Origin of the sequence: Agrobacterium genomosp. 2 str. CFBP 5494, from assembly GCF_900013495.1 — a bacterium.
GTDB classification, from domain to species: domain Bacteria; phylum Pseudomonadota; class Alphaproteobacteria; order Rhizobiales; family Rhizobiaceae; genus Agrobacterium; species Agrobacterium pusense.
Genome location: NZ_LT009721.1, coordinates 82,034 through 96,302, shown reverse-complemented (window position 1 = coordinate 96,302; position 14,269 = coordinate 82,034). Strand labels below are relative to the sequence as shown.

Here is a 14,269-nt window from a genome sequence, read left to right as displayed (position 1 = left end):
GCTCAGCCTCCCGAAATTCTCAAGGCCTCAGTGGCGATCACCTGCTCCTCATCGGTTGGGATCACAAGGACGGTGAGACGACTGGCAGGACTGCTAATGACCGGGCGGTTCCCGGCGTTTGCTTCAGGGTCGAGGTCGATGCCGAGCCACATCAGCCGCGTGCAGATGTCCTGCCGGATCGCCGGCTGGTGTTCGCCGATACCGGCCGTGAATACGAGGGTGTCGAGACCGCCGAGCGTCGAGGCAAGCCGGGCGATCTCGCCGGCGATCCTGAACGTGAACAGCTCGATTGCTTCCTTCGCCTGGCCCTCGTCGCTGTCCAGAAGCACGCGGCTGTCGGCGCTGATGCCCGACACGCCCAAGAGACCGGAGCGGTGATAAAGGAGATCCTCGATTTCGCCGAGATCGCGACCGGTCTTTGCCAGGTGCATGACCACGCCGGCATCGAGCGCCCCGCAGCGCGTCGCCATCGGCACGCCGTCCAGCGTCGAAAAGCCCATGCTGGTGTCGCGGCTGACGCAGTTGTGCATCGCGCAAAGGCTGGCGCCGGAGCCGAGATGGGCGACAACGACCTTGCCCGGCGCGTGCTCTGGCCAGTTCTTGAGAAGCTGGTTGGCAATCGATCGATAAGAAAGGCCGTGGAAGCCGTAGCGTTTGATACCCTCTTCGTAGAGCTGCCTCGGCAGGGCGAAGCGGCGTACGACTTCAGCATGCGTGCGATGGAAAGCCGTGTCGAAGGAGGCGGTCTGCCTGATTTCCGGCCGAAGGCGCGTGATCGCCCGGACAAGGCGCAGCGCCTGCGGCTGATGGAGCGGCGCGAGCGGTATGAGCGCTTCCATCTGCGCCATCGCCTGATCGTCGATCAGCACTGGCCCGTCGAACAGGTCGCCGCCGTGCACCACGCGGTGACCGATCGCGACGATGCCGGACAAATCGTAATGCCATGAGAGCCGGGCGAAGGCTTCGCTCAAAACCTCGTCCAGCTCGTCTCCGGCTTTGGCTTCCAGTTCGATATCGAAGCGATCCGGCCCTTCGGAAAGCTCGAAGCGCAGTGGCGCCTTGCGGAAATCGATCATTCCCTTGCCGATGCGCGTAAGGCTGCCGTCCGCAAGGGCGAACAGGCCAATCTTGACCGTGGAGGAGCCGGCATTGAAGGTGACAAGCAATTGCTCGCTCATATCGTGGCTCCCGTACCGGGCACCTGGTTGCGGGCGACGAGCAGTCTTGCGAACGTTGCCGAGGCGATGCGCGCCGAAAGCGGATCGGAGCGGCTGGTCAGCACGATCGGCACACGGGCGCCGAGCACGATGCCGGCCGCGGTCGCCCCCGCGAAATAGATCAGTTGCTTGGCGAGCATGTTGCCGGCCTCGAGATCCGGCACGAGCAGGATGTCGGCCTCACCCGCGACGGGAGAGACGATGCCCTTCGTCTTCGCCGCATCGAGGTTGATGGCATTGTCGAAGGCAAGCGGGCCATCCACACGCCCGCCTGTGATCTGGCCACGCGCCGCCATGACTGTCAGCGCGGCAGCGTCGAGCGTGGACGGCATCTTCGCATTGACGGTTTCGACCGCCGCGAGCACCGCCACGCGCGGTTCGTCGACGCCTAGCGCGCGAAGAACGTCGATGGCGTTCTGGCAGATGTCGCGCTTCTGGTCGAGTGTCGGTTGGATGTTGATTGCGGCATCGGTGACGATCAGCGGCTTGTCGTAGGCCGGGACGTCAAGCGCGAAGACGTGGCTGATGCGCCGTTCCGTCTTGAGACCAGACCCGGTGGCAACGACGGCGCCGAGAAGCTCGTCGGTATGCAGGCTGCCCTTGACCAGAACCGATACCGCACCGCCGACCGCGAGTTCCACGGCGCGCGCGGCTGCCGCATGACTATGGGGAACGTCCTCGATCGCCATATCGCCGAGATCGATCCCCGCGGCGCCGGCGGCGGCGCGAATCTTCGCTTCCGGCCCGACCAGCAGCGGCTCGAACAGGCCCTGTTGGCGCACCTCGACCGCAGCCAGGATGGCTCCGGCGGAGCACGGGTGAACGATGGCGGCCCGAACCGGTGGGAGGCTACGGGCTTCCGCGACAAAGGCTTCATAGCGGCTTGCACGTTTCGTATCCGGCAATGCGACGGAGGGCGGCGCTTCGGTCCATTCGATTGATTTGTCGGGCGCGATCACCATGGCCGTGCCGGTCAGGACATATTCGGCTTTTTGATTGGAGCAGATCGTCTCCAGTGCAACGGTGCGATTATCCGGGTTTTTCTGCACAACCCGCACGGTTGCCGTGATCGTGTCGCCGGCGGCGACCGGCTTCACAAAGCGGAAATCCTGTCCCAGATAGATCGTCCCTGGCCCCGGAAGCCTTGTGCCGATCACGCGCGAGACCAGCGCTCCTGTCCAAAGCCCGTTGGCAACGATATCGTCGAAGACGGTCATTGCCTCCGGTGCCGCATCGCCAGGAGCCGGCATGTTGCCGCCGGCCATCGCCGCCAACAGATCGATGTCGTTGCGACCTGCGACCCGTGTGAGGTTTGCGGTATCGCCAACCCGCAAGTCGGTGAAGGTATAATTTGTCAGCGAGCTGTCAGCCATCGCCCTCTCACTTGTGGAACACGTAGGCGCCGGGCGCTTTGGCAGTGACAGAGCGACTTGTGTCGGTTAGCCGCGCTCAGCGCCTCGCGCCTTCGATCATTGGCGTGGTAGGCTTCTATGTCGAGAGTGCCGTAAAGGAATTTGGCTGCCTCGATTTGCGGCACGTTCAAATGATTCATTGCGGCTCCGGACTAATTGGCATGGTAGTCGTCATGGTCTGGCATTCCTTGTCTTCGTTCATGATGAACTCGACGACCTGAGAGACCAGAGCCGTCAGTTCACGATCATTTCCGCTCTTCTGGAGGGCCGGAGTGCCGATAACGTGACGAAGGATGCTAACCCCGGCCAGGAACGCGGCGACCATTGCCGCGCGCTGCTCTGACACGACCGGGCATTTGGAAGCGAAAGGTGTGACGAACCCGTCGTCGATAAGCTCGCGAAAAACACGTGAAGCCTCGGGGCTGGAAAAAGATCGAGCAAGGATGTCAAAAGGCCGGATTTCGTTGGCGCCTTTTTCGGCAAGCACGTCTTCCGCCAGCGTCATATGCAGCTCACTTGCCTCACCGACGAGCCAGACCTCTGGACGTATCATGGTCTTGACGGCTTCCCGGAACAACTTCTCCTTTGATCCGAAGGAGCGATGAACATAGGCCATGTCGACGCCGACATCGGCGGCAATGTCTCGCAGCCCGGTTTCCTCGTAGGAGTGGGTGGAGAAGCGCAAAATCGCGGCTTTCAGGATGCGCTCCCGGGTGGTATCGTCCGCGGCGGGACGGATCAGTCGCTTGGGCATACATCTCTCCAGATTGACGGTAAAAGGGTTATCGGCATAACAGCCCCCGGTCAACGACTGATGACTGCCATCTCCGAACGATGGAAGTGGACTACTGTTCCGCTCTGTCCACGCGTCCGGAAGCGTAGTGCAAGATCGTGATTCTGAACACGCTAGTGCTGCGAACGTATGCCAAGCCGGAGTCTGTCATCAGCTGGCTACTGTGCAATCTCGTGGTCGTCCCCGCCTAAGTGGTTCTTGAATGAGACGTCTTCTTCGATCTTAGATTGCGCAATTTTCCTACTTCGCTGTTTTTCGCTGGAATCAAAAGGCGAATATCAAGACATTGATCACCGATGGTTGCCCCCGGGCATTCTTCTTTCTCGTGATTGTGTCATCCTGAATCAGGACATTGTTGGCATGAGCGTGCCTGGGCGTCGCAGGCAACACCATCGGCTTGCTTGCCGCCTGCATGATCGACGGTTCTGCCGCGTCAACGCTCTAATCATCTCCGCTTTCGTCGGCTGATGGCGTGCCCGATGCCGACGGCGGGCGACAGTGCCCGCTCCCGGCATCGCGCCCTTCCGGCTATGTCCCCAACGCGAAGGTCGCATCCCTGCAACGATCATCAACTGACGACAAATTCGGTCGGGATCATTGACATGCTGGTCATCGGCTGATGATATGCTTCAGATTTCCAGACATGCGGTGACGATACTGGGGCTAGCAGCAGTTCTTCACACAAATATTAAGGTTGCCAATGAAGAACACGCCTAAAGAACCGCCAGGAGCGGGACTTCCTTCAAGTATCGAGCCAACGCCCCCAGGGCGAACCGCCTTGCAGACACGCAAAGCAGGCGGATGGCAACGCCACGTCATCTTTGTCAGGCTTCAGAAATATCTCGATGATCGCGTCAGATCGTTCCTCCAATTTCAATCCGGCAGGGCAGCGGCGACGTCTCGCGCATGCCCGATATCGGGTCTCCGCGACCAAGGCAGGCTCCCCCTCATGACACCGACAACTTGCACGATGACATCGAACCTTTTCCGCGGCCCCCGGCAGCCTGTTTCTGCAACCATCGCGCAAGGGGAGGCTCGCTCGTGAAATCGCTGAAAAACTGGATCGTCGCGATCGTTGTCATTGCTGTCATTGCCGCCGCCTATTACGCCTTGCGCATTTATGATGGAGGGGGGCTGCCGGCCGGGATCGCCGGCGGAAACGGCCGCATCGAGGCGACCGAAATCGACATTTCCACGAAGACCCCCGGACGCATCAAGGAGATTCTGGTCGACGAAGGCGCGTTCGTCAGCGCAGGCCAGGTGCTCGCCGTCATGGATACCCAGCAGCTCGAGGCGCAGAAAAAGCAGGCCGAGGCCTCGCTGCAGCGCGCGGTGATCAGCGTCGATACCGCAAAAAGCCTTCTGTCCCAGCGCGAGGCGGAGCGGGAAGCTGCCGCTGCGGTGATCGGCCAGCGCGAAGCTGAACAGGACGCCGCAGAGCGGAAACTCGCCCGCACCGAACAGTTGATCAGAACCAATACGACCTCGCAGCAGACGCTTGATGACGACCGCGCGGCAGCGCAAAGAGCACGCGCAGCCGTTGCGGCGGCAAAGGCGTCGCTGTCCGCCTCAGAGGCTGCCATCGGCGCGGCCAAGGCCCAGATCATCGATGCGGAGGCCTCCGTCGTGGCGGCCCAGGCAGCGATTGAAAGCATCGTCGCGGATATCAACGACAGCACGCTGAGGTCGCCGCGAGAAGGCCGTGTGCAATATCGCGTCGCGCAGCCCGGTGAAGTGCTGTCGTCAGGAGGCCGCGTCCTCAACATCGTCGATCTGAGCGACGTTTACATGACCTTCTTCCTGCCGACCGAGCAGGCGGGCCGCATTCAGATCGGATCCGAAGTTCGTCTGGTTCTCGACGCCGCTCCCCAGTACGTCATCCCCGCTACGGCAAGCTTCGTGGCGGACGTCGCACAGTTCACGCCGAAGACGGTCGAGACCGAGGAGGAGCGCCAGAAGCTGATGTTCCGCATCAGGGCCAAGATATCCCCCGACCTGCTGCGCGAGCATATCCAGTATGTCAAGACAGGGCTTCCTGGCATGGCCTATGTCCGCATCGCACAGGATGCCGAATGGCCCGCTCACCTCACCGAGGCTCTGGTCAAATGAGCAGCCTTTCGCCAGGAGAGCACGATGCAAAGACGCTCTCTCCCCCTGTTGTGACGGTCAAGGCTGTCAGTCTGTCCTATGGCAAGACGCGGGCGCTCGACGCCGTCAGTCTCGACATTCCTGCCGGGATCATGGTCGGATTGATCGGTCCCGACGGTGTCGGAAAATCCAGTCTGCTCAGCCTGATCGCCGGCGCTCACAAGATCCAGGACGGCCATGTCGAGGTTCTGGGCGGCGACATCGCCAGCAAGAAGCATCGTGACCGGACCTGCCCACAGATCGCCTACATGCCGCAGGGTCTCGGCAAGAACCTCTACCCGACGCTTTCCGTCTTCGAGAATATCGAATTCTTCGCGCGGCTGTTCGGGCAGGACAAGCGCGAGCGCGAGCAGCGCATCGGCGACCTGCTCGAGCGCACCGGGCTGGCGCCCTTCCCTGACAGACCGGCCGGCAAACTCTCCGGCGGCATGAAACAGAAGGTCGGGCTCTGCTGCGCGCTGATCCATGACCCCGATCTTCTGATTCTCGACGAACCCACCACCGGCGTGGATCCGCTGTCGCGCCGGCAGTTCTGGGAGCTGATCGACGATATCCGCCGCGACCGCCCGTCGATGAGCGTGATCGTTGCGACCGCCTATATGGAGGAGGCACAGCGCTTCGACTGGCTGGTGGCCATGGATGACGGCAAGATCCTTGCGACCGGCACGCCCGACGAGTTGCTCGCGCGAACGGGTGCCGCCAACCTCGATGCCGCTTTCGTCGCGCTCCTTCCGGAAGAGCGACGTCGCGGCCACCACGAGGTCGTCATACCGCCCCGATCCGAGGAGAACCAGGCCGACTTCGCCATCGAAGCCGAACACCTGACCATGCGTTTTGGGGATTTTACCGCGGTCGACAATGTCAGCTTCCAGATCCCGCGCGGTGAAATCTTCGGGTTCCTCGGCTCCAATGGCTGCGGCAAGACCACCACGATGAAGATGCTGACCGGCCTTCTGCCGGCAAGCGAAGGCACCGCGAAGCTGTTCGGCCACGAGGTCGACCCCAATGATATCGAGGTGAGGCGCAAGGTCGGCTATATGAGCCAGGCCTTTTCGCTCTACAGCGAACTCACGGTTCGCCAGAACCTCGATCTGCATGCGCGGCTGTTCAACCTGCCACCCGACGAAATCCCGGCGCGCATCGCCGAGATGGCCGAACGCTTCGATCTCAACGAGATCATGGATGCCCTGCCCGATGCGCTGCCACTCGGAATCCGGCAGAGACTGTCCCTTGCCGTGGCGATGATCCACGCCCCCGACATCCTGATCCTCGACGAACCGACATCGGGGGTCGATCCGGTGGCGCGGGACGGGTTCTGGCAGATCCTCTCCGACCTGTCGCGCAAGGACGGCGTCACCATCTTCGTTTCGACCCATTTCATGAACGAAGCCGAGCTTTGCGACCGTATCTCGCTCATGCATGCCGGCAAGGTTCTCGTCAGCGATACGCCGCGCGCCATTGTCGAAAAGCGGTCCGCCGGGACATTGGAAGAGGCCTTCATTTCCTACCTGGAAGAGGCCATCGGTGAGGCTTCAGCTGCGCCCGCCCCAATCGCGCAGCGTGAAGAGGCGGATGAAGTCATCGCCCCCCAAGCGGCTTCATCCGCCAACTCCACCTTCAACCTGCGCCGCATGTTTGCCTATACCCGGCGTGAGGCGCTGGAACTGCGCCGCGATCCGATCCGCGGGACGCTCGCCATCCTTGGCAGTGTCATCCTCATGTTCGTCGTCGGATTTGGCATCAACATGGATGTCGAAAACCTGGCGTTTGCCGTTCTCGACCGGGACGACACGACGATCAGCCGCGACTACACGCTTCAGATCGCCGGATCGCGCTATTTCACGGAGAAGGCGCCGATCATCGACTACAATGACCTCGACCGGCGCATGCGCAACGGCGAACTCAGCCTCGCCTTGGAGATACCGCCAGGCTTCGGGCGCGATGTCGCGCGCGGCAGCAAGGTCGAGATCGGCGCCTGGATCGACGGCGCGATGCCTTCACGAGCCGAAACGGTGCGGGGCTATGTGCAGGGCATGCATCAGACATGGCTGACCCAGAAGGCGCGTGAACTCTACGGAGACGCGGCAACGACCGGCAACTTCCAGATCGCCCTTCGCTACCGCTACAATCCGAGTGTCGAGAGCCTCAAAGCCATGGTGCCGGCCGTCATTCCGCTGCTTTTGATGATGATCCCGGCCATGCTCGCGGTTTTGAGCGTGGTGCGCGAAAAGGAACTGGGGTCGATCATCAACTTCTACGTGACGCCCGTCACCCGCATCGAGTTCCTGCTCGGCAAGCAGTTGCCTTATATCGCGCTCGCCATGCTCAACTTCTTCATGTTGACGGCATTCGCAGTCTTCATCTTCGATGTACCGCTGACCGGCAGCTTCCTGACGCTGACGGGTGCGGCTCTTCTGTACGTCACGGCGGCGACCGGGCTCGGACTGCTGATCTCCACCTTCATGAGCAGCCAGATCGCCGCGATTTTCGCAACCGCGCTGATCACGCTCATTCCGGCCGTCCAATATTCCGGCATGATCGATCCGGTGTCGTCCCTTCAGGGAGCAGGCGCCTATATCGGCCAGATCTATCCGACGACCTATTTCGTGACGATCGCGCGGGGCACGTTCTCCAAGGCGCTGGAGTTCAAGGATCTTGCGGCGTCTTTCATTCCGCTGCTGATCGCTGTCCCGGTTCTTCTTGCCAGTGGCGCGGCGCTCCTCAAGAAACAGGCGGGGTGATCCATGCGCTTGGCCAATATCGCCCAACTCGGCGTCAAGGAGCTCCGCGGTCTCGCCCGAGACCCGATGCTCGTCGTCCTGATCCTTTATGCCTTCACCCTGTCAGTCTATACGGCATCGACCTCCATGCCCGAGACGCTCAACAAGGCTGCCATCGCCATCGTCGATGAGGACCAGTCACCCGTCTCGTCCCGCATCCTGACCGCCTTCTACCCGCCGTATTTTTCCATCCCGAAGATCATATCGCAGCACGACATGGACAGCCGCATGGATGCGGGCATCGATACCTTCGCCCTCGACATCCCGCCTAATTTCCAGCGCGATCTGCTCGCCGGCAGAGCGCCCACGATCCAGCTCAATGTCGATGCTACACGCATGTCGCAGGCATTCAGCGGCGGCGGCTATATCCAGTCCATCATCTCCAGCGAAGTCAGCGAATATCTCAACCGCTACAGGGGAGGAAGCGACGTTCCCGTCGATCTCACTCTGCGTTCCCGCTTCAACCAGGAGCTCAACAAGGGCTGGTTCGGCGCCATCACCAATGTGATCTCGTCGATCACCATGCTCTCGATCGTGCTGACCGGTGCGGCCCTGATACGCGAACGCGAACATGGTACGATCGAGCACCTGCTTGTGATGCCGGTGACGCCGACGGAGATCATGCTGAGCAAGATCTGGTCGATGGGGCTCGTCGTCCTTGTCGCTTCGGCCGTGTCGATCGTGTTCGTGGTGCAGGGCGTTCTCCAGGTGCCGATCCAGGGTTCTGTCGGTCTTTTTCTCGCAGGCGCGGCGCTGCAACTCATCGCCACCACATGCATGGGGATCTTCCTGGCGACGGTCGCCGGTTCCATGCCGCAGTTCGGCCTGCTGCTGATGCTGGTCCTGCTTCCACTTCAGGTCCTGTCGGGCGGCGTCACGCCGCGCGAAAGCATGCCGCTGATCATCCAGGATATCATGCTGGCGGCGCCTAACACTCACTTCGTGATCCTGGCTCAGTCCATTCTGTTTCGCGGAGCGGGCTTCGACGTTGTCTGGCCGCAGTTGCTGGCGCTGGTGCTGATTAGCGCGGCGCTTTTCGTCCTTGCCCTGCGCCGCTTCCGAAGCTTCCTGCGATAGGCAAAGGTTGGGCCACGATGACCGTGAGACGTAATCCGAGCCGCTTTAATTGAAAGGCATACCATTCAATCCGCAACAGGAGAAAACCTAGCCATGCAAGAACACATGAGGGCTGCGGTCGTTCATGAATTCGGTGCGCCGCTGACGATTGAAAGCGTTCGGGTACCCGTGCCCGGACCTGGGGAACTGCTGGTCAAAGTGATGGCCTGTGGCGTGTGCCATACCGATCTGCACGCCGCCTCCGGCGACTGGCCGGTCAAACCATCCCCGCCCTTCATTCCCGGCCACGAGGTTGCCGGTACCGTGGCGGCCATCGGCCCGGGCGTGACGGACTTTACGATCGGCGATGCGGTCGGCATCGCATGGCTGCACGACGCATGCATGCGATGCGAACACTGCGAGACGGGTTGGGAAACGCTTTGCGAACATCAGCACAACACGGGTTACAGCTGTGATGGAGGTTTCGCGGAATATGCGATCGCCAACGCTGCATTCGCCGCAAGACTGCCCGGCAATGTCGATTTCACAGCCGTGGCGCCCATACTGTGCGCGGGCGTGACGACCTACAAGGGGCTCAAGGAAACCGAAGTCCGACCCGGCCAGTGGGTGGCGATCTCGGGCATCGGTGGCTTGGGCCAGGTTGCCATCCAGTACGCCAAGGCAATGGGATTGAAGGTGCTTGCATTGGATGTCGCACCTGAAAAGCTTGCTCTGGCCAGGCAAACCGGTGCCGATCTGGCTCTCGATGCGCGGAGTCCCGATGCGGTTACTGACGCGCTTCAGGCGACAAATGGCGGCGCACACGGCGTTCTGGTCACCGCCGTATCACCGCCAGCATTCTCGCAGGCGCTTCAGCTAGTTCGACGAAAAGGCACCGTTGCCCTCGTTGGACTGCCACCTGGTGAGTTCCCGACGCCTATCTTCGATGTCGTCTTGAAGCGCATTACCGTGCGGGGCTCCATCGTCGGCACACGCCGGGATCTGGATGAGGCAATCGCCTTCTTTGCCGAAGGCAAAGTCAAGGCGCATGTCACCTCGGCGCCGCTCGAGGACATCAACCGGGTTTTTGGGGAGTTGAAAGCTGGCCGTGTTGAAGGCCGCGTCGTGCTCGACATGACAGGCAAAGCCGCCTGATCAGATCAAGGCGCGTTTCAAATGGGGATGAGCATGAGTGCGTCTGACACCATGGCCCGCGACGTCGCCAAGATCAGTGTGGATGCTCATGTGCGCCACGCTATTTCGCTCAGCGTTTGCCGTCTGGCAGCACCCTCAGCGCCTCAAGAAGGATTGGAACGGCTATGACGATAGACCCGCCTCCGGCACCGCTTCATCTCGAGCACATTATCGCAGAAACAGTGACGGCGGATATGCGTGATGCCTTACGCCTTTCTGCCGCTCGCGTTTGGAATACGGGAGAGATTGCCTTCGGCGGCGATGTCGGCTTTGCGATTGATTCAATCGCGCAATCGTTGATGTCGACGAGCCAGGACGTCGTTCGGCTTCTGATACAAGAATGGAGGAACGAGTCTGATTTCGTTGCCATGCCGGCCTGCAACGAGAAGACTATCGGATCCGACGTCTCAGAAGCATTCCTATTAGATAGCCCGTTCCAAATTCAATGATATTGTAAGGACCGACTATGACTGAAACCCGAAGCAACGCGGCTCCAGAGCTCAGCGCCAATGAACTCCACAAGATTGACGGTTGGTGGCGAGCAGCGAATTATCTGAATGTGGCGCAGATCTATTTGTTGGCCAATCCTCTGCTGCGCGAGAAGCTGACCGTCGATCATATCAAGCCACGCCTGCTCGGGCACTGGGGTACATCCCCCGGCTTGAACCTAATCTACGCGCATATGAACCGGCTGATCAAGAAATACGACCTGAACGCGATCTACATGGCCGGTCCCGGACATGGTGGGCCGGCGCTTGTTGCCAACGTCTATCTCGAAGGCAGCTATTCAGAGCTTTATCCGGAGGTGACCCAGGACGAAGCCGGTCTCCTTCGTCTCTTCCGGCAGTTTTCGACGCCAGGCGGCGTTCCAAGCCACGTCAGCGTACCGACGCCCGGATCTATCCATGAAGGCGGCGAACTGGGCTATGTGCTCGTCCACGCCTTCGGCGCCGTCATGGACAACCCGGGTTTGCTTGTTACTGCAGTCGTCGGCGACGGAGAGGCCGAGACCGGTCCCCTCGCCGGCAGCTGGAAAAGCATCGACTTCATCAATCCAACCCGGGATGGGGCCGTGCTGCCGATCCTGCATTTGAATGGCTATAAAATCGCCGGTCCCACGGTGCTGGCCCGCCACAGCGACGAGGATCTCGCCAAATTCTTCGAGGGGCAAGGGTATGAGCCGCATTTCGTCGAAGGCGATGTGCCGGAGATCGTGCATCAGATATTCTCGAAAACCTTGGAAGAGGCTGTCCTCAGGATCCGCCAGATCCAGTTATCGGCGCGCTCAGGAGAGATTCGCGGACGACCACGCTGGCCGATGATCGTGATGCGCACACCAAAGGGGTGGACAGGCCCGAAGATCGTCGACGGCCTGCCGATCGAGGGCACTTTCCGGGCGCACCAGGTGCCGGTTTCGGAAGTGCTGACCAAACCCGACCATCTGCGCATTCTCGAAGACTGGATGCGCAGCTACAAGCCAGAAGAGCTGTTCGACGAGAATGGCGCATTTCGGCCTGAGTATGCCGAACTCGCTCCGGCAGGTGAACGGCGCATGGGAGCAAATCCCCACGCCAATGGCGGTAAACTCTCCATCCCATTGAAACTGCCGGATTTCGAGGATTATGCGGTGAAGTTCGACGAAAGAGCCAAACTGCGTGCCGGTTCGACATCTCGTCTAGGGGAATACCTTCGCGATATCTACAAAAGCAATCCCGACAACTTCCGCCTGTTCTGCCCCGACGAAACAAACTCAAACCGCCTCGGCGCTGTCTTTGAGGTCTCTGATCGCTGCCTGGTCAGTGAAATCCTGCCTGGCGACGATCATATCTCGCCGGAAGGCCGCATCATGGAGGTGCTCAGCGAGCATTGCTGCCACGGGTGGCTGGAAGGCTACACGCTGACCGGTCGGCACGGCCTGTTTGCCACCTATGAGGCGTTTGCCATGGTTGTGGACTCGATGTCGATGCAACATGGCAAATGGATGGAGCACGCTAAGCACGTGCCCTGGAGAGCCGACATCCCGTCACTGAACTACTTGCTGACCTCGACGTGCTGGCGAAACGACCACAACGGCTTCAGCCACCAGGGTCCGGGTTTCATCGACACTGTCATCCACCGCAAGCCGGCTGTTGCCCGCGTCTACCTGCCACCGGATGCCAACTGCCTTCTGTCGGTCGCTGACCATTGCTTCCGCAGCTACAATTATCTCAACCTCGTTGTTATCGACAAACAGCCTCAGTTGCAGTGGTTGACGATGGAAGAGGCTAAAGCACATTGCGCCAAGGGCGCGGGCGTGTGGGACATGTATAGCAATCAGCCGGAAGAGCCTGACGTGGTTCTCGCCTGTGCGGGCGACATTCCGACACAGGAAACGATAGCCGCTGCCTGGATCCTGCGCGAGCTTGCTCCCGATCTAAAGGTGCGTGTCGTCAACGTCGTCGATCTCATGCGGGTGTGCCCGGCTGATCGTCATCCACACGGGATGAGTGATACGGAGTTCACCGAGATCTTCACCACGACTGCGCCCGTGATCTTCGCCTTCCACGGCTATCCAGGTGTCATCCACGATCTTCTTCACGGGCGCCAGGCGCATGACCGGTTTCATGTGCGCGGCTATCTTGAAGAGGGCACGACAACGACACCCTTCGACATGGTGGTTCTCAACAAGATCAGCCGGCTGCATCTCTGCCTCGACGTAATGCGTTACGTGCCGGCCATGATGGAGAAGAACGCCGATCTCGCCGCGCATTGTACCGGCCTGCTTCGCGAACACGAGATCTACATTCGTAAGCATTTCGACGATCTTCCCGAGATCAAGGACTGGGTATGGTCGGAGCGGTCCGTTTCCGCTCATCAGTGAATAGGAGACGAAAACGTGTTTGCGAAAGACATCATGACCAGAAAGGTCAGGACCATCCACTCGACCAACAGCGTTCGTACGGCGATCGAGCTGATGGTGAACGAGGGTATCAGCGGCATTCCGGTGGTGGATGAAAACGACGTCGTCACCGGCATAATTACCGAAGGCGACTTGTTGCGGCGTGTGGAATTCGGCGCAGGTGCCAAGCGTGAGAACCCGGTGCGCGACACGCCCCTGCGTGACCTCGAAACGTATATCAAGGGTCACAGCTGGCGGGTGGGCGATCTCATGTCCACGCAGGTCGTTACTGTGACCAGCGATGCGTCGGTCGCAACGGTGGCCGAGTTGCTATTCCGGTACAAGATCAAGCGCGTACCGGTGGTGGAAGATGACCGGCTGGTCGGACTCGTTAGCCGAGTCGATCTTCTTCGGTCAATCGTCGATATACGATCAGATGCAATCGCCTCCGGGGAAGAGGCGATGGAGCGTGCCATCAGAGCCCGTCTCAACGCAGACCTGGGCATTGACAAGGAGCGGGTTTCAGTTTCAGTCCATGGCGGATGCATCTACCTAGATGGCAATGTCACCGACAATCTCGAAAAGCGCGCGGTCCAGGTGCTCATCGAGAATATCCAGGGCGGCTATAGCTTCGTCAATCGCTTGTCAGTCTCCCCTTAATTTTAACGAACTGCCAGGTGGCCGCCTTGAGGCCATGAAATGACAAAATTATCATCGCCGACTCGCGCCATGCCCACAGCTGGGAAAGGCACGTCGGCCGTCGTCAGAGGAGGCGCTAACGTCGGTTCCGT

Annotated in this window: 10 protein-coding genes; 7 read left to right on the top strand and 3 right to left on the bottom strand. The window is 60.4% G+C overall.

The window, feature by feature from the left end:
• Positions 1-2 precede the first annotated feature (2 nt).
• The 3 genes from AGR2A_RS27170 to AGR2A_RS27160 all read right to left on the bottom strand — a co-directional run bounded on the left by AGR2A_RS27170 (position 3) and on the right by AGR2A_RS27160 (position 3,383).
• Positions 3-1,178 carry an acetate/propionate family kinase gene (locus AGR2A_RS27170; protein ID WP_035226456.1) on the bottom strand — a complete coding sequence of 392 codons (1,176 nt, stop codon included), beginning with the start codon at positions 1,176-1,178 and terminating at the stop codon, positions 3-5.
• Positions 1,175-2,590: a bifunctional enoyl-CoA hydratase/phosphate acetyltransferase gene (locus tag AGR2A_RS27165; RefSeq protein WP_035226457.1), complete on the bottom strand. Its 1,416-nt coding sequence runs from the start codon at positions 2,588-2,590 to the stop codon at positions 1,175-1,177. Before AGR2A_RS27165 ends, AGR2A_RS27170 begins: the two co-directional genes overlap by 4 nt.
• 175 nt (positions 2,591-2,765) lie before the next feature.
• Complete coding sequence (locus tag AGR2A_RS27160; RefSeq protein ID WP_244667913.1) at positions 2,766-3,383, bottom strand: TetR/AcrR family transcriptional regulator; 618 nt, start codon at positions 3,381-3,383, stop codon at positions 2,766-2,768.
• Positions 3,384-4,463: 1,080 nt separating this feature from the next.
• Here AGR2A_RS27160 and AGR2A_RS27155 point away from each other — a divergent pair.
• The 7 genes from AGR2A_RS27155 (at position 4,464) to AGR2A_RS27125 (ending at position 14,138) form a co-directional block, all read left to right on the top strand.
• A complete protein-coding gene (locus AGR2A_RS27155) occupies positions 4,464-5,531 on the top strand; it encodes an HlyD family secretion protein (RefSeq protein ID WP_035226460.1) in 1,068 nt (355 codons plus the stop codon).
• Positions 5,528-8,311 carry a ribosome-associated ATPase/putative transporter RbbA gene (gene rbbA / locus AGR2A_RS27150; RefSeq protein ID WP_035226462.1) on the top strand — a complete coding sequence of 928 codons (2,784 nt, stop codon included), beginning with the start codon at positions 5,528-5,530 and terminating at the stop codon, positions 8,309-8,311. Before AGR2A_RS27155 ends, rbbA begins: the two co-directional genes overlap by 4 nt.
• Before the next feature lie 3 nt (positions 8,312-8,314).
• Positions 8,315-9,427 carry an ABC transporter permease gene (locus tag AGR2A_RS27145; RefSeq protein WP_035226464.1) on the top strand — a complete coding sequence of 371 codons (1,113 nt, stop codon included), beginning with the start codon at positions 8,315-8,317 and terminating at the stop codon, positions 9,425-9,427.
• Between the two features lie 93 nt (positions 9,428-9,520).
• Positions 9,521-10,561 (top strand): alcohol dehydrogenase AdhP, encoded by a 1,041-nt coding sequence (gene adhP, locus AGR2A_RS27140; RefSeq protein WP_035226466.1) that lies wholly within the window; start codon positions 9,521-9,523, stop codon positions 10,559-10,561.
• Between the two features lie 164 nt (positions 10,562-10,725).
• A complete protein-coding gene (locus AGR2A_RS27135) occupies positions 10,726-11,049 on the top strand; it encodes a hypothetical protein (RefSeq protein WP_035226469.1) in 324 nt (107 codons plus the stop codon).
• Positions 11,050-11,066: 17 nt separating this feature from the next.
• Positions 11,067-13,460, top strand: a complete 2,394-nt coding sequence (locus AGR2A_RS27130; protein WP_035226471.1) for a phosphoketolase family protein — start codon at positions 11,067-11,069, stop codon at positions 13,458-13,460.
• Between the two features lie 15 nt (positions 13,461-13,475).
• Entirely contained in the window at positions 13,476-14,138 is a 663-nt protein-coding gene (locus AGR2A_RS27125) for a CBS domain-containing protein (protein WP_035226473.1), read from the top strand.
• The last annotated feature ends 131 nt before the right edge of the window (positions 14,139-14,269 follow it).

Excerpts from the sequence above, each read along its gene's own strand:
- AGR2A_RS27170 (WP_035226456.1), bottom strand. The coding sequence starts at position 1,178 with ATGAGCGAGCAATTGCTTGTCACCTTCAATGCCGGCTCCTCCACGGTC.
- AGR2A_RS27165 (WP_035226457.1), bottom strand. The coding sequence starts at position 2,590 with ATGGCTGACAGCTCGCTGACAAATTATACCTTCACCGACTTGCGGGTT.
- AGR2A_RS27160 (WP_244667913.1), bottom strand. The coding sequence starts at position 3,383 with ATGCCCAAGCGACTGATCCGTCCCGCCGCGGACGATACCACCCGGGAG.
- rbbA (WP_035226462.1), top strand. The coding sequence starts at position 5,528 with ATGAGCAGCCTTTCGCCAGGAGAGCACGATGCAAAGACGCTCTCTCCC.
- AGR2A_RS27145 (WP_035226464.1), top strand. The coding sequence starts at position 8,315 with ATGCGCTTGGCCAATATCGCCCAACTCGGCGTCAAGGAGCTCCGCGGT.
- adhP (WP_035226466.1), top strand. The coding sequence starts at position 9,521 with ATGCAAGAACACATGAGGGCTGCGGTCGTTCATGAATTCGGTGCGCCG.
- AGR2A_RS27135 (WP_035226469.1), top strand. The coding sequence starts at position 10,726 with ATGACGATAGACCCGCCTCCGGCACCGCTTCATCTCGAGCACATTATC.
- AGR2A_RS27130 (WP_035226471.1), top strand. The coding sequence starts at position 11,067 with ATGACTGAAACCCGAAGCAACGCGGCTCCAGAGCTCAGCGCCAATGAA.